Source organism: Leifsonia sp. A12D58 (assembly GCF_047530025.1).
GTDB lineage: Bacteria > Actinomycetota > Actinomycetes > Actinomycetales > Microbacteriaceae > Cryobacterium.
In genome coordinates, this window is record NZ_JBLJAT010000005.1 from 61,240 (window position 1) to 86,006 (window position 24,767).

A 24,767-nucleotide genomic window follows, 5' to 3' on the forward strand; every position below is an offset into this window, starting at 1 on the left:
GCAGGAAATACATCCACAGGATGAGTGCAGGTTGAGCACACACGCCCTCCGGAGGATGACGGCCGCGAACACGAACGGCGGTCACTCATCCGTGCAGCACCACGCAGACGAACGGGTACACAAAAGCGGGGTGAGCCATGGCCCACCCCGCTTGAACGAGAATACGTATTCTCGATTTTGTTCTGACTTACGCCTCGATGACCAGCGGAACGATCATCGGTCGACGGCGCAGGCTGCTCGATACCCAGCGGCCAACGACACGGCGGATGATCTGCGACAGTGCGTGCGAGTCGCGCACACCGTTGTGGGATGCCTCCTCCAGCGCCGCAGCGATCTTCGGGATGACTGCATCGAAGACGGAGTCTTTCTCGGCGAAGCCCTTCGCGTGGATCTCTGGTCCGGAGACAATCTTTCCGGTCTTCGCGTCAACGACGACGATGATGGAAATGAATCCCTCTTCGGCGAGGATACGGCGATCCTTGAGGTCGGCATCCGTCACACCACCGACGGTCGAGCCGTCAACGTAGACAAAGCCGATGTCGAGCTGGCCGACAACCGTTGCAACGCCATCGAGCAGGTCGATGACGGTGCCGTCTTCGGCCAGGATCGTGTTCTCAATCGGGATACCGCTCGAGACGGCGATCTTCTGCTGGGCGACCAGGTGACGGAATTCACCGTGCACTGGGAGCACATTCTTCGGCTTGAGGATGTTGTAGACGTAGAGCAGTTCGCCGGCGGCCGCGTGTCCGGAGACGTGCACCTTGGCGTTGCCCTTGTGCACGACGTTCGCGCCGAGCTTCGTGAGGCCGTCGATGATGCGGTAGACCGCGTTCTCGTTGCCGGGGATCAGGCTGGACGCCAGGATGACAGTGTCGCCCTCGCCGACCTCGATCTGGTGGTCCTTGTTGACCATGCGGCTGAGAACGGCCATCGGCTCACCCTGCGAACCGGTGGACATGTAGACGATCTTGTCGTCTGGGATGTCTTTGGCCTTCTTGAAGTCGACCAGAACGTTCTCGGGAACCTTGAGGTAGCCAAGCTCGGCGGCGATCGTCATGTTGCGCACCATCGAGCGGCCGAGGAGTGCGACGCGGCGACCATTGGCGTGTGCTGCATCGAGAACTTGCTGCACGCGGTGCACGTGGCTGGAGAAGCTGGCAACGATGACTCGGCGCGGTGCGCGGCGAATGACGTCGTCGAGCACCGGGCCGATCGCACGCTCGCTCGGCGTGAAGCCGGGAACGTCTGCGTTGGTGGAGTCAACCAGGAACAGGTCGATGCCCTCTTCGCCGAGGCGAGCAAAGTCGCGCAGGTCGGTGAGGCGGTTGTCGAGCGGCAGCTGGTCCATCTTGAAGTCACCGGTGTGCAGCACAGAGCCACCATCGGTGAAAATCGCAACAGCGAGAGCGTCGGGGATCGAGTGGTTGACGGCCACGAATTCGAGCTCGAACGGGCCGATGATCTCTTCCTGGCCCTCCTTCACCGTCAGCGTGAACGGCTTGATGCGGTGCTCCTTGAGCTTGGCCTCGATGAAGGCGAGCGTCAGGGCTGAACCGATCAGGGGGATGTCGGCGCGCAGCTTGAGCAGGTAGGGAACCGCGCCGATGTGGTCTTCGTGACCGTGCGTGAGCACGATGCCGAGAATGTCGTCGAGACGGTCGCGGATGGGGCTGAAGTCAGGAAGGATCAGGTCGACACCGGGCTGGTGCTCTTCGGGGAACAGCACTCCACAGTCGACGATCAAGATTTTGCCGTCGATTTCGAAGGTGGTCATGTTTCGGCCGATTTCGCCGATTCCGCCGATCGGGGTGATGCGGAGTGTGCCCGGCTTAAGCTTGGGCGGATCGTATACGTCGTTGGGCATATGCCCTCCTCAGGTGAGTTTTTCGGGTGTGTTTAGCGTGTGGTGCCCGCTACCTTGGGCAATGCGCCACCTGCGGCGGCGTTGCGGTCAGGGCGGAAGTTGGAGAAGTCGACGCCCGGAATGTTCTTGACCAGGTCGATCTCGTCTTCGATCTTCGCGGCCTCCCATTCCTCGGGGCCGACAAGCGGAAGGCGAACGCGCGGGCTGCCGATACGACCCAGCCCGTGCAGGATGTACTTAGCTGCGACGGTGCCGGGTACGTGAGTCATCACTGCGCGTACCAGCGGTTCAAGCTGCTGGTGGGCTGCTGTAGCTGTTGCCAGATCACCTGCGTTGACCGCGTCGATGATGACGCGGTACGGGGCGGCTGCCACGTTGGCTGTGACACCGATCAGGCCCGTGCCACCGATGGCCAGGTGCGGCAGGATGTTGGCGTCGTCGCCCGAGAAGTAAAGCAGATCTGTCTGGTTGAGTACTCGGCTGGCCTGCGCGAAATCGCCCTTGGCATCCTTGATTGCGAGGATGTTGGGGTGCTTGGCCGCGCGCAGGATCGTGTCGTAGGCGATTGGGATGCCGGTGCGGCCCGGGATGTCGTAGAGGATGACGGGCAGGTCGGTAGCATCGGCGATCATCCGGAAGTGAGTGAGCACGCCGGCCTGGGTGGGCTTGTTGTAGTACGGCGTGACGATCATGTTGCCGTCGGCGCCGGCTTTCTCGCTGCGCTGGGCCAGCTGAATGGCGTGTGCCGTTTCGTTCGAGCCGCCGCCGGTGATGATCTTGGCGCGCCCGGCGGAGACAGATTTGCCGACCTCAACCAGTTTGAGCTTTTCCGGGTCGGTCAGCGTCGACGTTTCACCGGTGGTACCGGTCACGACGATGCCATCGGCTCCGGCATTGATGACGTCGTCGATGTGCTTCTCGACCCCCGCCCAGTCCACTTCACCGTCGGCGGTGAAGGGGGTGACGAGAGCGACGAGAACCTGACCGAAGGGATTCAAAGACGTAGACACGTTTTACAGGTTATCGGGTCGAGAAGCCCCAGCGTGCCTATCGGTTACTCAGGACGTCTTCAAGAGTGCGCGGAGCATGCCCGGCAATTGTCTGGACGTCATGCGTGACCCGGGCCAACTCGCCGTCAGCGATCGCCGTGTACGTGCTCACCCATGCCTCAACCTGCCAATCGGGAGCCCCATAGTGTGACCGGGAAGCGAAGGCTTCCTCGAGGGTCTCGTTCACGAACGTGAACGGTTTTCCGGTGGCAGCGGATGCGCGACGCGCAAGTTCGCCAAAGTTCAGCGCTTCTCCCCCGGTGAGTTCGTAGATCACGTTGAGGTGCTGGTCGGGATGAAGGAGGACGGCTGTCGCGACGTCCGCGACGTCCGCCCTGGCCACCGCCGCTGTCACGCCGTCGCCTGCCGGGCCCCGGATGACGCCGTTCTGATCGGCGAATTCCGGCAGCAGATCGAGGTAGAAGTTGTCGCGAAGGAACGTGTAGTCCATTTCGCTGTCGCGGATGGCGGCCTCGGTGGCACCGTGGTCGCGGGCCAGCGTGAAGCCGGCAGAATCTCCTGCTCCGACGAACGAGGTGTACACGATATGGCGCACGCCGGCCCGGGCCGCGGCGTTGATGAATGTCACGTGTTCATGCACCCGGTCGGCCGATTCATGCGCAGACACCATGAAGAGAACGTCAACCCCCTCGAGTGCCTTTTGAGCCGCGTCGCCGTCTCTGTATTCGGCGACGGCGATCTCGGTGCCATCGATTCGCGGTGCGCGTGCGGGGTCGCGAACGATCAGCCTCACGGTGAGCTCATCGCCGACAGTCTCGGAGACCAGTCCGCGTGCGACTCTCGATCCGATGTGCCCTGTGGCCCCTGTTACAGCGATCCGAGTCATGACGCACTCCCCTTCACTACGTCGTTCACCACCTTGTACGTTGTTTGACTGAACCCTCCGTTGAGTTGGCGCATTCCCGTCAGGCTGAGTTCGATGTCATGGTCGAGCGGGCCGAAGAGTGGGATGCCGCTGCCAAGAAGCACGGGAGCGCGCGAGATGATCATGTCGGTGATCAGCCCTGCGCGCAGGAACGTCTGGATCGTCTGACCGCCATCAACGTATACCCGGCGAGCGCCGTCGTCGTTCAGGGTCGTGACGACCTCGTCGAGCGAATCATGGATGCTGGTGAGTGGCTCGAGCTCATCGGCTGTGTGCCGACCCGCCATCGTTCGGCTGAAGACGAGTACGCGCTTGCCCTCGTATGGCCACGGCTCGAACTCTCTGACCGTCTCGTAGGTATTGCGGCCGACAACGAGGGTATCGATCGAGGCAAAGAATGCGTCGAAACCTGTATCGCCGAGCACGGCGTCCCATTTGGTCAGCCACTCAATGTCTCCGTTCTCCCTGGCGATGAAGCCGTCGAGACTGGTTCCGATGAACACGGATGCCGCAAAATCTGCTTTCATATTTCGCACGCTAGCACCGGCGTCCGACAGTGCGCAGATCTGCGAAGGCGCCGTTCTTGCCCGAAGGATGTAACAGCACGACTCCCGGCGACCCCCGCACGGGGGTTGGTGGTCGAGCTGGAATTCGGTCACCCTCAGGAGTCTGTTCAACGGCGATGAGGGGATCATTGGTGAACACTGAATCTGGCTATGCGGTGCCAGCCGGCTGGTACGTCGACCCGGGTGGTTCGCTGCAGCTGCGCTGGTGGAACGGTGACGTGTGGACCGACAACGTGCATCCGATTCCCCCGCAGATTCAGGCGCCAGCGCCAGCGCCAGCGACTGCAACCGCCTCCCCTTCCGCAACCGCAACCGAAACCGAAACCGACGCTTCGCCTGCCGAGCCGGCTCCTCTCACCAGGCGCGAGCTCCGGGAACGCGCCGAGTCGCTGGCTTCGGCCGCAGCACTGGCTCCGATCGCCCCACGCATCGCTGAAGTGTCCGACTATCAGTGGGACCGCGAATCAAAGCCCGCAACGACTGTGCAGACCTGGTCGGCGGAGCCCGCTGCAGAGATCACGCATTTCCGCGACATACCCAGCAGATGGAGCAGCGTCTCGGTGTGGCTGCTGGCCTTCACCCCCTGGCTGACGCTGATTTGTCTGGTCATCACCGTGCTGGTGAGTTCATCGACTGGCACCCCCGGCTGGGTCCAGGTACGCCTGTTCCTGATTCCATTCCTGCTCACCATCGGCTGGGCGAGGCGAGACACTCGCCGCTTGCGCATCTGGGGGCACGAGGTCGTCCCGCACTGGGCCTGGTCGTTCCTGGGCGCGCCAGGCTATCTGATCGCCCGCACCATCGTTCTGCGCCGCAATGCCGGGGTGGGAGCAGCACCGATCTGGGTATGGGGCGCCAATGTGATCACCGCTGCCGGGGGTAGCGTGCTCCTCGTGTTCTGGGCGCTCTCACTCGCCGTCCCCCAACTGATGGAGGGGATCGAGGATGTGATCACGGCAGACTTGCAGGCAGAAGGCATGTCATACGCGATCAAGTGCCCGCGCTCACTGACGGGTACGACGTTCACCTGCATCGCTTCCGACACCACTGGGACGACACAACCCATCTCTGTACAACTCGACGGCTATGACGGCTCGTTCACGTACTCGGTTCCCGGAGTTCTGGCGACGCAGTCCTAGCAATGGCAGCGTCGTGGCGATGGCCGGTCGTACCATTCGCTGCGGCGCCGTGGTGCACTGGGATAGTTTTGGCTCCTAGCGGGGCATCCGCTGCCTGAGCCCGGCGATCAACAACTGGCAGCCGTATTCGAATGATCGCTCGGCACGGGTCTCGGCATCGTTTGCGGCGAGCGCTCGCTGGAGGGGGCTGGGGTTCGAGTCCTCGTTGCCCGGTATCTCGGAGAAGCGCCACACTTCACTCGGTGCCTTGATGTCGAGCGCCGCACCGTAGGCAAAGCTGTCGAGCATGCTGATGAGCGGGATCAGCTCATCGTCGGCGAATCCCGCCTTGCTGAAGCGGGTGGCGAGGCGATCGTACGAGGCGACGACGGCGGGGTGAGAAACCGTCTGCCAGAACAACAGGGGCACAAGGGCCGGCACCGCGGCGTATGTGCGCCTCAATGCCCGAACGGTGCCGAGCACGAGCCCCTCCCAGTCGTCGCGTCCGATGGTCTCGTCGCCCTCGACCGGAAAGCGCTCGAGCAGCTCGCCGCGCATCAGCTCAATAATCTCTTCACGACCGCTGACATGGTTATAGAGGGACGACGGCGTCACGCCCAGGCTCTTCGCCAGTTTGGGGATCGTGAAGGTACCCGTCGTTTCGAGTAGACGGATGCTCGCATCAGTGATGATGTCTACCGAGAGAATCGGGACAGTGGGTCGCGACATGTGTTCCTCCTGAGTCGAACCTGGGGTCAAGCCTAAGCACGAAGCTCATTGCCTTACGAACTGATCCCGCACCGTGCAATCGAATTTACACACCCGTCATAATTGGGCATTGACCGCGTAACAGCTGCTCAACATAATAAACGAATGGCATTCGTTACCACAGATGGCGCGACGGAATCAACGTCGAACCCGGCCCCCTCGCCCGGCGGCACTTCACGCGAAGACGGAGGGGCTTCCGGAACTCCAGAGGGCCTGAAGAAGGATGTCCTCGGCACAGCGTCCATCGCCTTCATCGTGGTCTCTGCCGCTGCACCGCTCACGATCATCGCGGGTATTGCACCGCTGGCGATGAGCATCGGTGGCGTCGGCACCCCGAGCGCCTACATCATTGCCGGCCTCGTGCTCGCTCTCTTCGCCGTCGGTTTTATGGCCATGACCAAGCATGTGAGGGCACTCGGAGGCTTCTACAGCTACATCTCCCACGCCCTCGGTAAGCACGCGGGTCTCGGTGCGGGCCTTGTCGCAGTCGTGTCATACAACGCGCTGCAGATCGGCCTGTACGGTCTGCTCGGCGTGCAGGCCACCGGTGCAGTCGCTGCCTTCACGGGCGTCGACGTACCATGGTGGGTCTTCGCCGGCATCGCCATCGGGCTGGTCTACTTCCTCGGGTACCGTGGCATCGACGTTGGCGCCAAGGTGCTCGTCGTATTACTGACTGTCGAGACCCTGATCCTGCTCGTGCTGGCCGTCGCTGTCCTTGCCGCTGGTGGAGCATCCGGTTTCACGTTCGACTCATTTGCGCCACAGAACGTCTTCGTCCCTGGCGTCGCAGCCATCCTTGGCTTCGCGTTCGCCGCGTTCATGGGCTTCGAGTCATCCGCGCTCTACCGCGAAGAAGCACGCAACCCCGACCGCACCGTGCCGCGCGCCACCTACATCGCTGTCGGCTTCATGGCCATCTTCTACACCTTCTCCATCTGGATCCTCGTCCAGGCGTTCGGCAGCGCCGATATCGTTGCCGTCGCCGGCGAGCACACCGCTGACCTGGCCTTCGTCGCCATGCAGCAGTACGTCGGCGAGTGGGGCGTTGCCCTGATGTACGTCCTTATCGTCACCAGCGTGTTCGCGTCACAGCTCGCCTTCCACAACGCGATCAACCGCTACACCCTGTCGCTCAGCCGCGATGGCGTGCTTCCCGCCCGCCTCGGCACGCTGCACCCCACACGTCTCACGCCGTACGTCTCCGGCATCGTGCAGTCAATCGTCGCCATCATCATCGTTGGCTTCTTTGCCGTACTCGGTCTTGACCCGTACATGCAGCTGCTCATTTGGGTGAACACTCCTGGCGTCGTCGGCATCATCATGTTGCAGACCCTGACCAGCGTTGCAGTGATTGTCTTCTTCCGGCGCCACCGCGAACTGGCCAGACGCTGGTACGTGGTGCCCGCTGCCGTGCTCGCCACTATCGCTCTGTTGGCCGTCACGCTGCTGGTCACGTCGACCATGGAGCTGCTCACCGGCTCAACCGACGTTCTGTTCAACGCGATTCTCGTCGCCGTCACCCCCACAGTGTTCCTGGTCGGTGTGATCGCGGCAGCCGTCATCAAGCGTCGCCGTCCCGAGGTCTACGCCCGCATCGGAGGCATCACCAATGACTAACTCCACCCCCCTCGATCTCGTGGTGCATGCCGACAGGGTGCACACCATGGTGGGCGATGGCAGTGCCGACGCCGAGATCACCTCGATCGGCATTCGAGACGGGTTTATCGTCTCAGTGGGCACCAGAGCGGATGCCGCCGACTGGCAGGCGGCCACCTCCCTCGATCTTGGCGACGCGACCATCACGCCGGGGCTGACGGACGCGCACATCCACCCGATCATGGGTGCTGCCCTGGCGAGCGGGGTCGACCTCACGAGCGTCAACACCATTGAGGAGGCCCGCGCGGTACTCTCGGCATACGCTGTCGATCTGTCGCGTGACGATTGGGTGCTTGGCTGGGGACTGAACCTGAACGTGTTCGGCACCGACGACATCCGCGGGGATGTTTTCGACACCGTCACGCATGGTCTGCCGATGTTCCTGCGCCTGTTCGACGGGCACTCTGCGCTGGCCAACCCGCGCGCCCTTGAGATCGCCGGTGTGACCGGGCCGCGCGATTTCGGCCAGGCCTCCAGCATCGCCTGCGACGCAACCGGCACGCCCACCGGCATGCTGTACGAGTGGGATGCCATGGACCTCGTGCAGCTGCACCTGCCGGAGGACGCGCCGGAGGTACTGGCCGGTCGTTTCCTTGACATCCTCCACCAGATGTCGGCCACCGGCCTCACCGGTGGCCACGCCATGGACTTCACCGGCTCCCCGGTCGACATGCTGAACGCCCTCGAAGCCGAGCTCGACCTGCCGTTGCGCCTGCGCTTCGCACCATGGTGCAACCCCGGCGCCACGGAAGCCGACCTGCAGGAGCTGCTGGCGATACAGGGTACTGCCGGCCGACGCTGGAGCGTCGAAGGCGTCAAGCTGTTCATCGACGGCACCATCGACAACGGAACGGCCTGGCTCGCCCAGCCGGACTCCCTCGGGCAGTCCCGCGACAGCTTCTGGCCAGACCCCGCCTCGTATCGCGCCGCCCTCAGCTGGCTCGACGCACACGGCGTGGCCACCGCCACCCACTCCATCGGCGACGCCGGCATCGAGTACGTGCTCGACACCATGGCGTTGCTCGAGAGAAGAGTCACCCACCGCGTCGAACACATCGAAACGGCGCCCGCGGCAGTCGTTGCGCGGTTCGCCGCCCTCGGCGTCGCCGCGAGCATGCAGCCCACTCACTGCACGCACTACACAAAGCCAGACGGCAGCGACAACTGGTCGCGTCGACTCGGGCCTGAGCGCACCGCTCGCGGCTTTCCGACGAGAGACATTCGCGACAGCGGAGCCATCCTCGCCCTCGGCTCTGACTGGCCAATTGCACCGTTCGACCCGCGTGCGATCATGGCCGATGCCCAGCTCCGCAGGCAGGTCGGCCACCCGGATGCCGCGCCCTGCCAGCCTGAGCAGGCGCTCACGGCCAGGATGGCGCTTGAGGGCTACACGAGCCACGCCGCTGCGTCGATCGGGCAGTCAGATCGACTCGGCACCATCGCACCAGGCCGTTGCGCTGACCTCACGGTGTTCGGTGCCGACCCGTTGGCACTCGACGCAGACGACCTCGCCGACGTCCCGATCGTCGCCACCCTCGTCGACGGATCAGTGCAGTACCGCGGCCTGAACTACCAGGGAGCCCTCTAATGGCAGCAACGCCCCTCGAATCGCCCATTCGCGTGATCGAATCGACGGGCGACTTCCCGTCGCTCGCCCCGGTTGATCGCGAGGCCCCGGCTCCCGTGCGGATCGCGCTGGTGCAGCACGCCTGGGACCCGGATGCCGACGCATTGCGCTCTTGGCTGGATGCGGCGGTCGACGCGGCAGCCGCGGCGGGAGCAGAAATCGTCTTCCTGCCCGAGATCACGCTCAGCCGCTACCCGGCAGACACCATTCCCACCGGTGTGGCCAGCGATCAGGCCGAAGATCTGGAGACTGGCCCGACGCTTGAGTTCGCGACATCCGCTGCCCGCCGGGCCGGCATCTACGTGCACGTGTCGCTGTATCGCACGGCGCCGAATGCCGCCGAGCAGAGCGACGGCCAGTCCGACGGGCTGGGCCTGAACACCGCAGTCGTCGTGAGTCCGATGGGCGAGATTGTCGCGGCGACAAACAAGCTGCACATTCCGGTCACGGCTGGATACTACGAAGACAAGTACTTCAGGCAGGGGCCGGCCGACGAGCCATACCCCGTTTATGAGCTCGACGGCATCGACGGCGCACGTTTCGGCCTGCCCACCTGCTGGGACGAGTGGTTTCCCGAGGTCGCGCGTGCCTATTCTCTCGGCGGTGCCAACATCGTTGTCTACCCGACAGCGATCGGCTCAGAGCCCGACCACCCCGACTTCGACACCATGCCGCTCTGGCGCCAGGTGATCGTGGGCAACGGCATCGCCAACGGTCTGTTCATGGTCGTACCCAACCGCACCGGTGCCGAAATCAAGCCTGATGGCACACCGGGAAACACCTTCTATGGCTCGTCGTTCATCAGTGACCCGTATGGCCGTGTGCTCGTCGAAGCGCCGCGCGATGAGGCCTGCGTGCTGGTGGCCGACCTTGACCTGGGGCAGCGTGACGACTGGCTCGACCTGTTCCCGTTCCTGGCGACACGTCGCCCCGATACCTATGGCGTGCTGACTATGCCCGTCGCGGAGTAAACGATGACCGATTCAACCTGGCGGATGCCGGCTGAAGGCGACCGCCACGAACGGCTCTGGCTGGCGTGGCCGACAAGCGGCTACACGCTGGGCGAGAGCGCGGCCGATGCCGAATCAGCCAGGCAGACCTGGGCGGCAGTTGCCAACGCTGCGGCCGACTTCGAGCCGGTGAACGTCGTCGTCGCGCCCGCCGATGCCGATATCGCTCCGCGTTATCTGTCATCTGAGATTGAATTGCAGGTCCGTGACATCGACGACGCGTGGATTCGAGACAGCGGCCCCACATTTGTCGTCAATGATGCAGAGCCAGGTCGGCTCGGCGCAGTCACCTGGGTGTTCAACGGGTGGGGCCAGCAGGAATGGGCGCACTGGGACAAAGACAGCACGCTCGGACCGGCTGTTGCGGAATGGGCAGGCGCAGAGCGCATCGATTCATCGCTGGTCAACGAGGGTGGCGGCATCCACGTCGACGGCCTCGGCACGGTGTTCGCCACCGAGTCGGTGCAGCGTGACCCCGGACGAAACCCCGGCATCTCTCGCGCTGAGGTCGAGGCAGAGTTCTCCCGCACGCTAGGAACGACAAACACCGTCTGGTTGCCGCGTGGTCTCACGCGTGACGCGGAAGAGTTCGGCACGCGCGGTCACGTCGATATCGTCGCTACGATCGCGTCGCCAGGTCGGGTGCTGCTGCATGACCAGCGCGATCCGGCGCATCCGGACTACGCCATCACCGCGCTCATCCGCGAGACGCTTTCGCAGGCACGGGATGCTCGGGGGAACCCGTTCGAGATCATCGACCTGCCTGCACCGGCAACGCTGCGCGATGCCGGTGGATTCGTCGACTACAGCTATGTCAACCATGTTCTCGTGAATGACGGCGTGATCGCCTGCTCCTTCGGCGACGAGCATGACGCGGATGCCGTAGCGATCCTGGCCGATGCATACCCGGGTCGCCGAGTGGTCACCGTCGACGCTCGCCCACTGTTTGAGCGCGGTGGCGGCATCCACTGCATCACACAGCAGCAACCCGCCGTTCGGTAGGCTCAGCGGTACTTACCGCCTCGCGAGCGAACGGAGTGCTCAGTGTCGACATCCGCTACAAAGAAAACGGTCAAGCCGAATTTCCTGGCCCGATTGACGCCGATGAACTGGATTGCACTCGTGCTCTTCATTCTGACGGTGATCTTCATCATCCAGAACACCAGCACCGTCTCAATCGACTTGCTGTGGATCAGCGTCCGTTCGCCGCAGTGGCTGACAATCAGCGTGATCTTTTTGATCGGTTGGTTGTGTGGGTATTTCACTCGTAGGCGAAAGAACTCGAAGGACTAGGCAGGGTTCGGCGGCCTCGGCCCACGTGCTGGACGACTAGTTCCAAAAACCGAGGTGCGACTGCACGGCCTCATCCTGCAGCGCAGGACCGACAACAATCGTGTCGCGCTGTCCCGCTGCGAATACTGCGCGGCACGGTAGACGCATGGTGGGATTTTCGGGGTTTGCGCCGGTGATCGCATAAAGCTGGTCTTCGGCGAGCGCATAGACAACTCGACCCACCCCAGACCAATAGATCGCTCCTGAGCACATGGCGCAGGGCTCGCAGCTCGTGTAGAGCGTGTACTCACGGAGCTCCGCCGACGTGAACCGATGCGACGCCAGACGAATCAACATCGTTTCGGCGTGCGCTGTGCGATCGACGTCGGTGGTCACCCGATTCTCTGCCTCGAGCACGACCTCTCCCGATGCATCGGCCAGGACAGCACCGAACGGGTGATTGCCATGCTCTACCGCGAGCTTGGCCACCTCGATCGCATCGCGGAGGCGGGCCAGGTCAATCGCAGTTGGCTCAGACACCGAGCTCAGATCTGTGGACATTGCCCTATTCAATCGGATCCGCGGCTGTCTGGCGAACAACAGCTGTGAGCTGACGCCGTGCCCTGTCCGGCATCGAGAGTCGTGGGTAGCCTGACCGAAAAGACACTCGGGAGGATTTTTTCATGTCTGCACACGACAACATCTCGGTAGATCCGAAGCTCGCCGATCTCTACAAGGACATCCACCGTCATCCGGAACTCGGCTTCCAGGAGCACCGCACCGCCGACCTCGTCGCTCAGCGCATGAAGGATCTGGGTTTCGAGGTTACGACAGGAATCGGAAAGACAGGCGTCGTGTGTCTCCTGAAAAACGGTTCAGGTCCCACGGCCCTGTTGCGTGCAGATATGGATGCCCTGCCCGTCAAGGAAGACACCGGGCTCGACTATGCCAGCACGATCACGTCGAAAGATGGCAACGGCAAGGTCGTTCCAGTTGCACATGCCTGCGGCCATGACATGCACATCACCTGCATGCTGGGCGCTGCGGAGATCCTCTCCCGAGACACCGCCAGTTGGGCCGGCACACTGATGATCGTGTTCCAGCCCGCTGAAGAGCTCGGGGCCGGCTCGCAGGCGATGGTCGATGACGGCCTGTTCGACAGGTTTCCGAAGCCCGATGTCGTGCTCGGCCAACACGTCGCTCCCCTGCCAGCCGGAAAGATCGCCGGCCACCCAGGCCCGTCATACGCTGGATCAGATTCGCTTCGCGTGCACCTCGTCGGCAAGGGCGCACACGGGTCGATGCCGCAGTCCTCAATCGACCCCATCGTGATGGCAGCGGCAACAGTCATGCGCTTGCAGACGATCATCTCTCGAGAGGTTCCAAGCACTGCCACCGCGGTACTCACCGTCGGGTCGATCCACGCCGGTGACGCCGCCAACGTCATTCCCGGTGACGCAGAGCTGCAGTTGAACATCCGCAGTTACGAGTCTTCAGTTCGGGAGCACATCCTGAACAGCGTCGATCGCATCGCGCGGGGCGAGGCAGCAACCGCCGGGGCCACAGAGCAACCGACGATCACCGAGATCGAGCGCTTTCCCATCGTCGTCAACGATCCTGCAGCTTTGAAAAAGACACTCGACGCCTTCGCCGACTGGCTGGGTGCAGACAAGATTCTCGATCCGGGTGCAGGCGCGGGCAGTGAAGACGTCGGAATCTTCGCCACAAGTTCGGGCGCGCCGTTGTCGTATTGGCTTCTCGGCGGCACCGATCCCTCACTGTTCACCACGGGAGACATGAACGATCCAGCCCTGCTCACTGTGCCGTCCAACCATTCACCGCACTACGCTCCCGTCATCGAGCCGACACTCACCAACGGAGTCACAGCGCTCGTCGTCGCAACTCGGACCTGGCTGCCAGCCGCGTAATCTGCTGTCACAGAAGTTTCGGTTGCCCACGGGACGCGTAGCGTCACTGGCATGCATCCGCTTCTTGCCCTCCTCCTCGTTGTGGGATTGATAGCGGCGGCCACTGTCGTCGGGCTGCTCTGGCGTACTCGCCAGGGCAGTCTGCACGTGGTGACGGATGCCGGTGCTCCCCTGCCGCTCGCACCGCGCCTCGACGGCGCGACAGCCGCACATCCGCTGACGCCGGCAGACCTCGGCAGCTCAGCGCCGTTCGGCTCCCGGGCAACGCTCGTGCAGTTCTCCACCGAGTTCTGCGCGAGGTGCCCGGCGACCCGGCGACTTCTGGGCGAGGTTGCGTCCACCCGCGAGGGCGTGGTGCACCTGGATATCGACCTCACTCACCGGGCAGACCTCGCGAACCGCTTCAGGATTCTCCAGACACCGACCACCCTCGTTCTCGGCTCTGATGGCGCACTCACGGCCAGAATCAACGGCCTTCCGCTGCGCGACAGCGTGACCGAGCACCTCGACGCACTGACCGGACGCCACAGCGAAGGGAACAACCATGTCAACACCCCGCTCTGATCACCGGATCGGTGATACCTCGGCCGCTGCTGAGCCAACCAGTCACGCGACAGCCAGCGATCGCCTGCCAGCCACGCAATCAGGCATCGACCCGCGCGGTCTACGATTTAGCGCAGCGATCACCGGAGTGCTCCTGCTTGTCGTCGTGTATCTGGCCTTGGTCGGCGCCGCGACGGCCGCACTTGTGCTGCTCGCCGCGATCGCCGCGCTTTTCGCCTGGGGAGCATTCGCCGGAGTTTCGGCACACCCCTATGGACTTCTGTTCAGGAAACTGGTTCGTCCTCGGCTGGCACCACCGACTGAATTGGAGGCCCCTGCACCGCCGACATTCGCACAGGGCGTCGGACTCGTCGTGACCGGACTCGGGGTGTTGCTTGGACTGCTCGGCTTGCCACTCGCTGTGCCGATCGCCGCTGCCACAGCATTCGTCGCTGCGTTCCTCAATAGTGTCTTCGGCTATTGCCTCGGCTGCCAGATCTACCTCTTGCTGGTGCGCGCAGGCGTCCTCGGCCGCACGGTCCGCACGGTCACCTCCGCCTGAGGCCTGGACGCAATCGGCTGGCACCTGACAGCTTCAACACTTCGCAACAGCTGGGAGCAGGTTCTCAGTTTGCTGAACTGATCGTGCGGATAGGCTGGGGCACACAACTTCAGGAGGTTTCACCATGGCACTGACCAGCGAAGCAACGACAGTGTGGACCGGCCCGCTTGCGACCGGCCGCGGCACCACCAGCCTCGACTCCTCAAAGGCGGCTGAGTTCCCCGTCAATTGGAAGGCACGCGCAGAGGGCGAAGCGAACACCACCAACCCAGAGGAGCTTCTCGGGGCTGCTCACTCCGCCTGCTACTCGATGGCGCTGTCGAACGCACTCGGCGAAGCCGGACACGTTCCCGAAAGCATCCAGACCACTGCTGCCGTCACGTTCCAGCCGGGCAAGGGTGTCGTCGGAAGCCACCTGCTGGTGAACGCGACTGTTCCGGGGCTGACCGAGGCCGAGTTCCTGGTCTTCGCCGAGGATGCCAAGGTCAACTGCCCGATCTCGCAGGCTCTCGCCGGCATCCCGATCACCCTCGAAGCAGAACTCGCTTAACCGACGGCGGCAATAGGCCGCCGGATGCAGCCCACTCGCACATCGTTCTGGTCGAAGGCCGGTCATATTCATGCACGTTCTGGTCTCTGGTTCCACTGGTCTCATCGGCACAGAAGTCTGCCGCCAACTTGAGGCAGCTGGGCACGATGTCCTCCGCCTCGTCAGGCGCGAGCCGCTTCGACCCGGCGAGTACCAGTGGAGACCGGCAGAGCTCAGCATGGACCCCGGTGTGATCGAACGTGCGGATGCAGTGATCAACCTCTCGGGCGCTTCGCTGGCCCGGCTCCCCTGGACGCCCGGGTATCGACGCACCATCCTCAGCTCCCGCGTCCGTGCGACGCGAACCCTGACGGATGCGATCAAGCGAGCATCGCAGCGCCCTCAAGTTCTGCTCAACGCCTCAGCCGTCGGCATCTACGGCAATCGGCCAGGCGAGGTACTCACCGAGTCGTCCAGTCCCGGCCACGATTTTCTCGCCAATGTCGTCTCGACCTGGGAGCATGAAGCGCATCGCGCACCCGAGGGCACCAGAGTCGTCACATTCCGCTCTGGCCTGGTGCTGGCGCGTGGCGGGGCGCTGAAACCGCTCATTCCCCTCACCGCGCTCGGGTTAGCCGGTCCCCTCGGCGGCGGCCGCCAACACTGGCCGTGGATTAGCCTGCTTGACGAAGCCGCTGCTATCGTCCACCTGATGACCTCAGCCCTCTCAGGCCCGGTAAACCTGGTCGGGCCACAGCCCGCAACGGCAAATGACGTCATGCACGCGTTGGCTGATGCCATGCACCGCCCGTACCGACTGCCCGTCCCCCGGGCTGCGATCACGCTGGCGCTGCAGGATGCCGGCCGCCAGCTTCTGTTGGCCGATCAAGACGTACGCCCAGAGAAGCTGCTCTCCGATGGCTTCACCTTCACTCACACCACACCAGCGGCTGCAATCGCCTGGATGCTCAGCTCGTCCTGATCCGCCGAGCACACCCCGAGAATGGGGTTGACACTGGCGCGCCCGCATGGTTGGTTAGTTACATAACCAACTAACCCGTGGACTCGGGACGCACCTGAGAGCAGGCACCCTTTGATCGATGATGGCAAGCCGATTTTCGTTCAGATCGCAGAGCAGATCGAGAACGACATCATCGACCGCGTCATCGCCGAAGAAAGTCCGGTTCCCTCGACGAATGAGTTCGCCGCGTTCTATCGCATCAACCCGGCCACCGCTGGCCGGGGCGTCAACCGGCTCGTTGACGACGGCATCCTCTACAAGAAGCGAGGCATCGGCATGTTCGTTGCTACCGGGGCGCGGGATCGTCTGCTGGCTCGTCGCACCGAGGAGTTCCGCACCCACTACGTGCGACCACTGCTCGCTGAAGCCGCGAAGCTCGACATCTCGCCGGCACAGCTGGTCGCCCTGATCCAAACGGATGCTGCAGAAGCAGGCATCCCAGCCAATGAATACTCCGGTGCGCAGCAGAACGGCACCTCGACGAAAGCGACGGTCACCTCATGACAAGCACCACTCTTGCCACTGCTGTACGCGTGGAGGGACTGACGAAGCGCTTCGGCTCATTCACGGCGATCGACAATGTCTCGTTCACCGTCGAGCAGAACAAGATCTACGGACTGCTCGGCCGTAACGGCGCAGGCAAGACCACCATCATGCAGTTGCTCACTGGGCAGCAGTTCGCCACCAGCGGTGACATCGCCGTCTTCGGTGAGAACCCGGTTGAGAATGCGGGCCTGCTCCAGAAGATCTGCTTCATCAAGGAGAGCCAGCAGTACCCGAGCAGCTTCATGCCCAAGCACGTGTTGGCCAGCGCCCCGTGGTTCTTCGAGAATTGGGACGCGGACTTCGCAGCCGAACTCGTTGACGAGTTCAGGGTGCCACTGAAGCGCGACATCAGAAAGCTCTCCCGCGGGCAGCTCTCCGCGGTCGGCGTCATCGTCGGACTGGCCTCCCGCGCACCGCTCACCTTCTTCGACGAGCCGTACCTTGGCCTGGATGCCGTCGCCAGGCAGATCTTCTACGATCGCCTACTTGAGGACTACGCAGAGCATCCGCGCACCGTTATCCTCTCCACCCACCTCATCGACGAGGTCAGCAATCTGCTCGAGCATGTGCTGCTCATCGACGAGGGCAGGATCCTGCTCGACCAGGATGCCGACGAGTTAAGGGGTAGCGCGAGCACCGTCGTCGGGCGGGCAGCGGATGTCGATGCCTTCGTCGCCGGCCGCACAGTTTTGCACCGCGACGGGATCGGTGGCCTCGCATCTGTGACGATCAGTGGACTTTCAGAGTCGGATCGACAGGCTGCCCAAGCCGCTGGACTAGAGCTTGGCCCTGTTTCGCTGCAGCAGCTCATCGTACGGAAGACATCAGGCCTATCAGCAGCGGAATGGAGCCAGAACTCATGAGCACAGCGACATCCAGCCAGACGAGTGCCTCACAGCCGGAGACGACAATGACAGACTTTGCCCCTGCGACAGTGCACGCACCTGGCAGAATCGCCCGCATCTGGAACGTGGCCCGCCTACACCTCGTAGACCTTCGTACCTACGTCGGGATTCCTTGGATTATCGTCGGGACAGCGTTTGTGATCACGCTGATCATCTCGGTGATCATCACCTATTCGACGGGCAGCGACCCCAACAGCCCTACAGCGCTCGTTGGCCAGCGCTACAGTTGGGCAGTTCTCGCCCCGCAGTGGTACCTGATCGTCGTAGCGGTACAGGCGATCGGAATGACCTTCCCGTTTGCTCTCGGTTTCAGCGTCACCCGCCGCGATTTCTACCTCGGGACGTCGCTTCTGTTCGTGATGATCTCCGCATTCAATGCAGTGGCGTTCATGCTGCTGACCCAGATCGAGAAGCTGACAAACGGTTGGGGCATAGGCGCCCACATGTTCAACGCGCTGTGGTTCGGCGTTGACGGTTGGTGGGTGGATTTGCTGACCTTCTTCTCGATGCAGATGTTCATCTTCTTCCTCGGCGCATCGGTGGCCACGATCTACATGCGGTGGCGGATGCCAGGGATGCTCGTCTTCTGGGTCTCCCTCGCCGTGCTCATCCTGGGGGCCGCCGCACTCATCACGTTCACGAGCAGCTGGACAGCCGTCATCGCGTGGTTCACCGCTCAGGGAATCGCCGGTTTCTTCAGCTGGCTATTCATTCCGACGCTGTTTGCCGCCACCTGCGGGTACCTCACGCTGCGAAAGGCAACACCGAAAAACTAGCTGGCTCGCTACGCCGTCTTGGCGGTCTTCTCGAGTGCGATCGCGTGCCTCAGCGCGCCCCGCGCCCTTCGACGATCACCTGAGGCGTCGTAGGCGAGGCCGAGACGGAACCAGGCGCGCCAGTTGTCGGGGTCGGCATCCACTTCAGCCTGATACATCGGGAACTGGGCATCCGCCGCCTCTCGCTCCGGGCGACCGCTGGGGCGTACCGGTAGCTCTTCCTCTGGCAACGCGCCCTCGGCCTCCAGTTGCTTCACCAGGCGCTCGGTTGTTGCACCGAAGGTCAATTCGCGGATCAGTGCCCAGACTCCGATGAGCGGCAGCACGATCAGTGCAATGCCGATCGCGATGCCGACGGCTTCACCACTGCCGATGAACAGCAGCGCGCGCCAGCCCACAAGCACGATATAGAACGCCAGTAAGACTGCCATCACGATGGCCGCGGCACGGCCCTTCATTCTGCTGCCGTTCCGTCGTCGGGAAGCAAACTGCCCGACAGTGAGGTGTCGCGGCTCGCGGCATCCGGAGCCCCACCGATCCCGAGGTCAAGCAGTTTATCCAGGCCGACTGTCACACCACGCGCTTCTCGCGCGGCGTCAAGCGCCAACAGGATGCCCTGCTCGTACGATGACGACGAGAACGTGGTGTGGCTGACGGTGAGGGTCTCCCCCGTCCCGCCGAAGATGATGTCCTGCTTGGCGATGAGGCCGGCCAGGCGCAGGCTGTGCACCGGAATACTCGCCACCTGCTGTCCTCTGGCTCGCTGGTCGGTGTGCGGCGCGATCACGGGTCCGCGCTCGTCCCGTGCCTGACCGATCAGTTCAGCCGTGCGCACCGCTGTGCCAGACGGAGAATCAACCTTGGATGCGCTGTGCCCCTCGACGATCTCGATCGAGTCGAAGAAACGAGCGGCGATCGTCGAGAGCGCGGTACCAAGCACCGATCCGATTGAGAAGTTGGGGATGATGATAACGCCGGTGTCGCCACGGCCGGCGACGGTCGCCTCGAGCACGCTGATGCGCTCCTGGGACCAGCCTGATGTTCCGACGAGAACACGGATGCCGTTGGCCACAGCAAAGTCGACGACACTCTGGCTGACGCCGGGCACCGTGACGTCGACGACGACATCCGCACCGATCATCTCAGTGAGCTCGCTTCGCGAATCGAGCCGGGCGACGAGGTCGTAGCCGTCAGCCGCCTCGACCAGTTCGGCGACAACGCGCCCCAGTTTTCCTGTTGCGCCAGCAACGGCCACCCGTGTAGTCATTGTTCCAATCTACCAATCGCGAGGGCCTGGGCTGTGTGGCGTTACTCGTTCGGCCCCGTGTGACGCAGACCACCTAGCTGCTCGGCGCACGGCACCGTACCCTTGGGTCATGCCTGAATTCACCGTTGTATCTGCGTCGGACGTCGGGGCGCTCGCGTTGCTCACTCAGTACTTCGCAGACAGGGAGACGACGTTCCCGCCCGATCAGGGTGTCTACCGCACCACGTTTCCCGATCCGAAGCAGTTCCTGCCGCCGAATGGGGTCTTTCTGCTCATCGGCGAAGCTGCCAACGACCAGGCAGATGGCGCAGAGGTCGCTGAGATCATCAACGAGGGATGCGGCGGCATCCGTCGTATCGATGACTCCCCCACAGGAGCCATGCGCTACGAGATCAAACACCTGTTTCTTAGACCAGAGGCGCGCGGCAAAGGCTGGGGCCGCCTGATGCTCGACGAACTCGAACGTCGAGCACGGGAGTTAGGCGCTGACGAACTTGTGCTCGACACGAATGCCAGTCTGGCCGCCGCAGCGAGCCTGTACACGAGCGCCGGCTTCGAGAACATTCCGCCGTACAACGACAACCCGAACGCCACTCACTGGTACGGAAAGAAACTGCGCAACACCGCAGGCTCCCCCAGCTGAGCAAGGGACCTGCGGGTGAGCGACGTTCGCTCCCGCCCTAAACAATCAGGTTGTCAGGCAGTCCGGTTCGCAGTTCAAACGGAAGGTGTCCGAGGTCGTTGTGGGTGACGAGCGTCCAGGGCCTTCCCGGCCTCTGCTGCAACACCGTGAGGCCACAGTTGCCCTGGTTGATTCCCACCCAACGCCAATCTGGAGCGCCGAGTACCTCGCGCACGAACCAGGCGATCACGAAGTTATGGGTGATCAACAGGTCGTGTCGGTCACCGGGTCGTGACTGCAGGAACTCCGCGACCGCATCCTCCATCTGAGCGCTGCCAGCGTCGATCTCCGCGTCGGAGATTGCGCCGAAGAACGGATCGTATGCCGACGGCGTGTCGACGCTTTTGCCCGACGGGAAGCAGTCGAAAAGCAGCGCCGAGGGTTCGGGTGTCAGCGACGGCAGACGATCGGCGATGATCTCTGCAGTCTCCGCTGCGCGCTGCAGGGGTGAGTGCCAGGCGCCAGTGAACGGTACGCCGCCCAGTCGCTCGGCCAACAGCCGAGCCTGACGCTTGCCGCGTGCGGACAGAGGGCCGTCAGGCATGCCGTGCTCGGCGTCCTGCTGCTCTCCGTGTCGAACCAGATAGATGTAGTGGGGCATCGTTGTCCCTCTTTCATTGTGTAGCGACGTGTTGAAGCGTATTGGGCAGGTAGAACAGGCCGGAGTTCGCGCAGAAGCGCGGCGTCTGGTGCATCACGATGCACCGTTGGGGAGTATTGGTTTAGGGCCGAGTTGCGGGCTCGACCGGCGCCGTCTGGCCGATGGCCGACGGTACGGATCTTCGGCTCGATGATGCGTCGATGACCGAGGCGAACGCGTCGTCGTCGATGGCACCGACAGCCGCGATCGACAGCTCTCCGGAGGCAAGCTCCGTGGCAAGCTCCTGCACGTCATCGGCTGTAACCGCAGCCATGCGCCGAAGTGCCTCATCAAGATCGGCGAATTCGCCCAGGGTGAGTTCAGAACGACCGAGCCGCGACATCCTGGTGTCTGAATCTTCGAGAGCCAATGCAGAGGCACCGGAGAGCTGGCCGGCAGCCCGGCGCATTTCGTCAGGTGTCACGCCATCATCGGCGAGACGGTGCAGCTCGGACAACATGAGCTCAGCGACCTGTCCGGCCTTCGTCGGCGTGCAGCCGGCGTACATGCCGAACAATCCGGCATCCGAGTATCCGGGCGCAAACGAGTAGACCGAGTACGCAAGTCCACGCTTTTCACGCACTTCCTGAAACAGACGCGACGACATGCCGCCCCCGAAGATGGAGTTGAGCACGCTCATCGTGACGCGTCGGCTGTCTGCGGCGACGAGGCCTGGCATGCCGATGAGCATGTTGGCCTGTTCGAGGGGCCGGTTGACGACAGCAAGGGACTTGCCCTGGGTCAACAGCGATGCGCTGCCGCTTCGGCGCTCTACGGGTGTAGCGAACTCCTCGGGGTCCCAGCCCGCGCGGGCCAAGGCGCGAGTGACTTGCGCAACGAGTACGTCGTGGTCGACGGCGCCGGCAACCGTAATCACGAGATCCTGTGGGCGGTAGTTCATTCGGTAGTGCTCGACGACGGCTTCGCGGGTAGCTGCCTTGATGGTGCGGGGGCTGCCACCGATCGGGCGACCGAGCGGGTGGTCGCCGAATACCGACTCGAACAGGCGCTCGTTTGCGACATCTGCCGGGTCGTCGTCAGCCATCGCAAGCTCTTCGAGGATGACGCCACGCTCGTTGTCGAAATCGTCAGGATCGATGCGCGACGACGTGAACATGTCGGCGAGGACGTCGACGGCCATTGCCATGTCGCGGTCTTGCACCTTGGCGTAGTAGCAGGTGTATTCCTTGGCAGTCATCGCGTTGTGTTCGCCACCGACCGAGTCGAATGCCACCGCGATATCAAGCGCAGATCGAGTATTCGTCCCCTTGAACAGCAGGTGTTCAAGGAAGTGTGTCGAACCGTAGTGCTCAGGAAGCTCGTCCCTGGAGCCGACGGCCACCCAAAAGCCGATCGTCAGGCTTCGAGCGCCAGGCACGTGTTCACTGAGGATGCGTGCACCGCTGGGTAGAACGCTTCGTCTAACGAGAGCATCGCCTGCGGCACGGAACGATAGTTCGGCCAGGTCTAAGGGGAGTTCAACTGCACCGGTCATGTCTCCTCCACCCTACCGTTCCTGCCCCTCAAGCGGGTTTTTGCAGATTTCGTGGGGACAGACAGACCAGTCTGTTTCAATATGCTAAAGTCTGGATATTGGGTCTTCGGAGACATCACCCCCCTCTTCGAATCACCCATGATCGGGCTTTCGCCGTGAATTTTTGTCAGCGACAGCCCACGCCCCCGGTGGTGCCAGGCACCCACAGCACGCGGAACGCGTACCTACGAAGGAGTTGACCAGATGGTCGAAGTGGACAAGTCGACGGTCAGGCCAACGACGCATGCCAAGGTGCGCATTCTTGAGACGGCAGACAACCTGTTCTACGGCGAAGGCGTCCACACCGTCGGCGTCGATCGGATCATCGCCGAAGCTCACGTGACCAAGGCCACCTTCTACAAGTATTTCAGGTCGAAGGACGCGCTCATCGTCGCCTACGTCCAGGGCCGCGACAAGAGCACCCGCGACTTCGTCCTGTCACTGGAGGGCCGTTTTGACACTCCCGAGCGGCGACTGCGCGCTTTCGTGTCCTCGGTCTCGAATGACTTGATGAACTCGAACTTCCAAGGTGGCGCGTTCATCAACGCAGCTGCCCAGTTCACCGATCCGATGCACCCTGTGCGCATCGCTGTCACTGATCACCGTGAATGGTTCGCCACAGAGCTTGAAAACATGTTCCGCGGCATGGGACACCCGCGTCCCGGTGACGCAGCGGATGACTTCACCTTGGCCAGGGACGGCGCTGTCGCCAGCGCCCACCTCGGCGACCCCATCGCAGCCAACGCGGCTCTTGGACGTGCAGTACAGCGCATCCTCGACGAGAGCACTCGCTAAAGTCTCCACAGTTTCACCTGCGGGACAGGTCACGCCACAGCGAGCTTCTACGCCCAGGCAGAAATCTTGTCGAGATCGTGGCGGTCATCGCGGGTCAGCGAGATCCGTGCGGCGGCCATCAAGCCCTCAACCTGACTGGGCGAACTCGCGCTGGCAACCGGGGCAACGATCCCGTCTCGCGACAGCAGCCAGGCCAGCGCGACCGACGCAAGCGGTGCGTCATGCTCGGCGGCGATCCGCTCCATGATGGAGAGCACCCTGAGTGGGCGGCGATGCAGATAGTGGGCCGCTCGAGCCCCGCGTGCAGTGTTCACGACATCCGCCTTAGTGCGGTATTTGCCCGTCAGGAAACCGTGGGCGAGGGCGAAGTACGGCATCACCCCGAGCCCCTGTGCCCGGGTGACCAGGGCGAGTTCGCTCTCGAATGCTTCTCGGTGCACCAGGTTGTAGTGGCTCTGTAGCGCGATGAATCGCGGGAGCCCATTGGCGGCGAGCACCCGTGCCTCCATCAATCGCTCTGCAGAGAAGTTCGACGCGGCGAGATGTCGAACCTTGCCGCATTTCACCAGGACATCGACAGCACCGAGGCTCTCTTCAAGGGGAACGTCGCTGTCGTCGAGGTGAAAGTAGAGCACGTCGATGCGGTCAGTCTGTAGCCGTTCGAGCGAGGCATCCACTGCCCCGACGATACTGCGAGGCGCCAAGCCAGGGTTGTCGAGGTTGCGACCGATCTTCGTAGCGACGATCGTGCTATCTCTCGTGCGGCGGCTGCGCATCCACCCGCCCAGGATCACTTCGCTACGCCCCGCGGCGTAACTATCTGCGGTGTCGACAAAGTTTCCACCCAGCTCGTGGTGCCGGTCGAGAATGTCATAACTCGTCGATCCATCTGCAGTCCAACCGAATACGCTGCCCCCCAGTGCGAGCGGATAGACCTGAAGATCGGTATCTGGAAGCTGACGCAGGGTGTCTGAGCCCCCCTGAGACTCCGCCCGATCGTCATGTTCCACATGCCCGTAGTGCTCAGCACGCCCCGCGCCAGCCCCATTTAGTGCGTGCTTTCCTGTGTCGGTGTGAACCGATCCGTTGTGTAGTGGTGCGCGTGCATGCAACATAGTGACCCTTCCCCCGTATTTGAGAATAGGTCAGAGTCGGCGAACGGAGCGTCATGCGGCGAAACTTTTATCTGAGTATTCGCGAATGTGCATCCGAGGCCGGTC

General features: G+C 63.0%; 27 protein-coding genes. 16 read left to right on the forward strand and 11 right to left on the reverse strand.

Features of this window, described 5'->3' with window-relative positions:
* Positions 1–187: 187 nt before the first annotated feature.
* Genes ACMT3I_RS12815 through ACMT3I_RS12830 form a run of 4 tightly spaced genes read right to left on the reverse strand, consistent with a single transcriptional unit; the run spans position 188 to position 4,326 of the window.
* Positions 188–1,864, reverse strand: a complete 1,677-nt coding sequence (locus ACMT3I_RS12815) for a ribonuclease J (protein WP_414804895.1) — start codon at positions 1,862–1,864, stop codon at positions 188–190.
* Between the two features lie 32 nt (positions 1,865–1,896).
* The gene (gene dapA / locus ACMT3I_RS12820) at positions 1,897–2,874 is read right to left on the reverse strand and encodes a 4-hydroxy-tetrahydrodipicolinate synthase (RefSeq protein WP_414804896.1); all 978 of its coding nucleotides are present in this window, start codon (positions 2,872–2,874) and stop codon (positions 1,897–1,899) included.
* Positions 2,875–2,911: 37 nt separating this feature from the next.
* A complete protein-coding gene (locus ACMT3I_RS12825) occupies positions 2,912–3,760 on the reverse strand; it encodes an SDR family oxidoreductase (RefSeq protein WP_414804897.1) in 849 nt (282 codons plus the stop codon).
* Positions 3,757–4,326 (reverse strand): dihydrofolate reductase family protein, encoded by a 570-nt coding sequence (locus tag ACMT3I_RS12830; RefSeq protein WP_414804898.1) that lies wholly within the window; start codon positions 4,324–4,326, stop codon positions 3,757–3,759. The genes ACMT3I_RS12825 and ACMT3I_RS12830 overlap by 4 nt, the downstream gene beginning before the upstream one ends.
* Before the next feature lie 170 nt (positions 4,327–4,496).
* On the opposite strand from ACMT3I_RS12830, the gene ACMT3I_RS12835 reads away from it, so the two are divergent.
* Entirely contained in the window at positions 4,497–5,504 is a 1,008-nt protein-coding gene (locus ACMT3I_RS12835) for a DUF2510 domain-containing protein (protein WP_414804899.1), read from the forward strand.
* 75 nt (positions 5,505–5,579) lie between these two features.
* On the opposite strand, the gene ACMT3I_RS12840 is transcribed toward ACMT3I_RS12835, so the two are convergent.
* Entirely contained in the window at positions 5,580–6,212 is a 633-nt protein-coding gene (locus tag ACMT3I_RS12840) for a TetR/AcrR family transcriptional regulator (RefSeq protein WP_414804900.1), read from the reverse strand.
* A 144-nt stretch (positions 6,213–6,356) separates the two neighbouring features.
* Between ACMT3I_RS12840 and ACMT3I_RS12845 the strand changes: the two genes are divergently transcribed.
* The 5 genes from ACMT3I_RS12845 to ACMT3I_RS12865 are packed head-to-tail and all read left to right on the forward strand — an operon-like array spanning position 6,357 to position 11,840.
* On the forward strand, positions 6,357–7,871 hold the full coding sequence (locus ACMT3I_RS12845; RefSeq protein ID WP_414804901.1) for an APC family permease: 1,515 nt from the start codon (positions 6,357–6,359) through the stop codon (positions 7,869–7,871).
* Entirely contained in the window at positions 7,864–9,498 is a 1,635-nt protein-coding gene (locus ACMT3I_RS12850) for an amidohydrolase (protein ID WP_414804902.1), read from the forward strand. The genes ACMT3I_RS12845 and ACMT3I_RS12850 overlap by 8 nt, the downstream gene beginning before the upstream one ends.
* Positions 9,498–10,508, forward strand: a complete 1,011-nt coding sequence (locus tag ACMT3I_RS12855; RefSeq protein WP_414804903.1) for a nitrilase-related carbon-nitrogen hydrolase — start codon at positions 9,498–9,500, stop codon at positions 10,506–10,508. Before ACMT3I_RS12850 ends, ACMT3I_RS12855 begins: the two co-directional genes overlap by 1 nt.
* A gap of 3 nt (positions 10,509–10,511) precedes the next feature.
* On the forward strand, positions 10,512–11,549 hold the full coding sequence (locus ACMT3I_RS12860; RefSeq protein ID WP_414804904.1) for an agmatine deiminase family protein: 1,038 nt from the start codon (positions 10,512–10,514) through the stop codon (positions 11,547–11,549).
* A 42-nt stretch (positions 11,550–11,591) separates the two neighbouring features.
* A complete protein-coding gene (locus tag ACMT3I_RS12865) occupies positions 11,592–11,840 on the forward strand; it encodes a hypothetical protein (RefSeq protein WP_414804905.1) in 249 nt (82 codons plus the stop codon).
* A 36-nt stretch (positions 11,841–11,876) separates the two neighbouring features.
* Here ACMT3I_RS12865 and ACMT3I_RS12870 read toward each other — a convergent pair whose 3' ends face one another.
* Positions 11,877–12,380: a nucleoside deaminase gene (locus ACMT3I_RS12870; protein ID WP_414804906.1), complete on the reverse strand. Its 504-nt coding sequence runs from the start codon at positions 12,378–12,380 to the stop codon at positions 11,877–11,879.
* A gap of 122 nt (positions 12,381–12,502) precedes the next feature.
* Here ACMT3I_RS12870 and ACMT3I_RS12875 point away from each other — a divergent pair, with 122 nt between their 5' ends.
* The 8 genes from ACMT3I_RS12875 to ACMT3I_RS12910 all read left to right on the forward strand — a co-directional run bounded on the left by ACMT3I_RS12875 (position 12,503) and on the right by ACMT3I_RS12910 (position 18,629).
* The gene (locus ACMT3I_RS12875; RefSeq protein ID WP_414804907.1) at positions 12,503–13,747 is read left to right on the forward strand and encodes an amidohydrolase; all 1,245 of its coding nucleotides are present in this window, start codon (positions 12,503–12,505) and stop codon (positions 13,745–13,747) included.
* Positions 13,748–13,798: 51 nt separating this feature from the next.
* The gene (locus ACMT3I_RS12880) at positions 13,799–14,311 is read left to right on the forward strand and encodes a thioredoxin family protein (RefSeq protein WP_414804908.1); all 513 of its coding nucleotides are present in this window, start codon (positions 13,799–13,801) and stop codon (positions 14,309–14,311) included.
* Positions 14,292–14,852, forward strand: a complete 561-nt coding sequence (locus ACMT3I_RS12885) for a DUF4395 domain-containing protein (protein WP_414804909.1) — start codon at positions 14,292–14,294, stop codon at positions 14,850–14,852. The genes ACMT3I_RS12880 and ACMT3I_RS12885 overlap by 20 nt, the downstream gene beginning before the upstream one ends.
* A gap of 124 nt (positions 14,853–14,976) precedes the next feature.
* Positions 14,977–15,402, forward strand: coding sequence for an OsmC family peroxiredoxin (locus tag ACMT3I_RS12890; protein ID WP_414804910.1), 426 nt, complete (start codon positions 14,977–14,979; stop codon positions 15,400–15,402).
* Between the two features lie 70 nt (positions 15,403–15,472).
* A complete protein-coding gene (locus tag ACMT3I_RS12895; protein ID WP_414804911.1) occupies positions 15,473–16,363 on the forward strand; it encodes a TIGR01777 family oxidoreductase in 891 nt (296 codons plus the stop codon).
* A gap of 111 nt (positions 16,364–16,474) precedes the next feature.
* On the forward strand, positions 16,475–16,906 hold the full coding sequence (locus tag ACMT3I_RS12900; protein WP_414804912.1) for a GntR family transcriptional regulator: 432 nt from the start codon (positions 16,475–16,477) through the stop codon (positions 16,904–16,906).
* On the forward strand, positions 16,903–17,811 hold the full coding sequence (locus ACMT3I_RS12905; protein WP_414804913.1) for an ABC transporter ATP-binding protein: 909 nt from the start codon (positions 16,903–16,905) through the stop codon (positions 17,809–17,811). The genes ACMT3I_RS12900 and ACMT3I_RS12905 overlap by 4 nt, the downstream gene beginning before the upstream one ends.
* Positions 17,808–18,629 (forward strand): hypothetical protein, encoded by an 822-nt coding sequence (locus tag ACMT3I_RS12910; RefSeq protein WP_414804914.1) that lies wholly within the window; start codon positions 17,808–17,810, stop codon positions 18,627–18,629. Before ACMT3I_RS12905 ends, ACMT3I_RS12910 begins: the two co-directional genes overlap by 4 nt.
* A gap of 8 nt (positions 18,630–18,637) precedes the next feature.
* Here ACMT3I_RS12910 and ACMT3I_RS12915 read toward each other — a convergent pair whose 3' ends face one another.
* Together ACMT3I_RS12915 and dapB are read right to left on the reverse strand one after the other, a co-directional pair.
* The gene (locus tag ACMT3I_RS12915; protein WP_414804915.1) at positions 18,638–19,087 is read right to left on the reverse strand and encodes a hypothetical protein; all 450 of its coding nucleotides are present in this window, start codon (positions 19,085–19,087) and stop codon (positions 18,638–18,640) included.
* Positions 19,084–19,896: a 4-hydroxy-tetrahydrodipicolinate reductase gene (gene dapB / locus ACMT3I_RS12920; RefSeq protein ID WP_414804916.1), complete on the reverse strand. Its 813-nt coding sequence runs from the start codon at positions 19,894–19,896 to the stop codon at positions 19,084–19,086. The genes ACMT3I_RS12915 and dapB overlap by 4 nt, the downstream gene beginning before the upstream one ends.
* A gap of 109 nt (positions 19,897–20,005) precedes the next feature.
* On the opposite strand from dapB, the gene ACMT3I_RS12925 reads away from it, so the two are divergent.
* Complete coding sequence (locus ACMT3I_RS12925) at positions 20,006–20,539, forward strand: GNAT family N-acetyltransferase (RefSeq protein WP_414804917.1); 534 nt, start codon at positions 20,006–20,008, stop codon at positions 20,537–20,539.
* 37 nt (positions 20,540–20,576) lie between these two features.
* On the opposite strand, the gene ACMT3I_RS12930 is transcribed toward ACMT3I_RS12925, so the two are convergent.
* Together ACMT3I_RS12930 and ACMT3I_RS12935 are read right to left on the reverse strand one after the other, a co-directional pair.
* Positions 20,577–21,179: a histidine phosphatase family protein gene (locus ACMT3I_RS12930; protein WP_414804918.1), complete on the reverse strand. Its 603-nt coding sequence runs from the start codon at positions 21,177–21,179 to the stop codon at positions 20,577–20,579.
* 121 nt (positions 21,180–21,300) lie between these two features.
* Positions 21,301–22,713 carry a M16 family metallopeptidase gene (locus ACMT3I_RS12935; protein WP_414804919.1) on the reverse strand — a complete coding sequence of 471 codons (1,413 nt, stop codon included), beginning with the start codon at positions 22,711–22,713 and terminating at the stop codon, positions 21,301–21,303.
* Between the two features lie 243 nt (positions 22,714–22,956).
* On the opposite strand from ACMT3I_RS12935, the gene ACMT3I_RS12940 reads away from it, so the two are divergent.
* Complete coding sequence (locus tag ACMT3I_RS12940; protein WP_414804920.1) at positions 22,957–23,547, forward strand: TetR/AcrR family transcriptional regulator; 591 nt, start codon at positions 22,957–22,959, stop codon at positions 23,545–23,547.
* A 47-nt stretch (positions 23,548–23,594) separates the two neighbouring features.
* Here the strand turns inward: ACMT3I_RS12940 and ACMT3I_RS12945 are convergent, their stop codons facing one another.
* Entirely contained in the window at positions 23,595–24,557 is a 963-nt protein-coding gene (locus tag ACMT3I_RS12945) for an aldo/keto reductase (RefSeq protein ID WP_414804921.1), read from the reverse strand.
* Between the last annotated feature and the right edge of the window lie 210 nt (positions 24,558–24,767).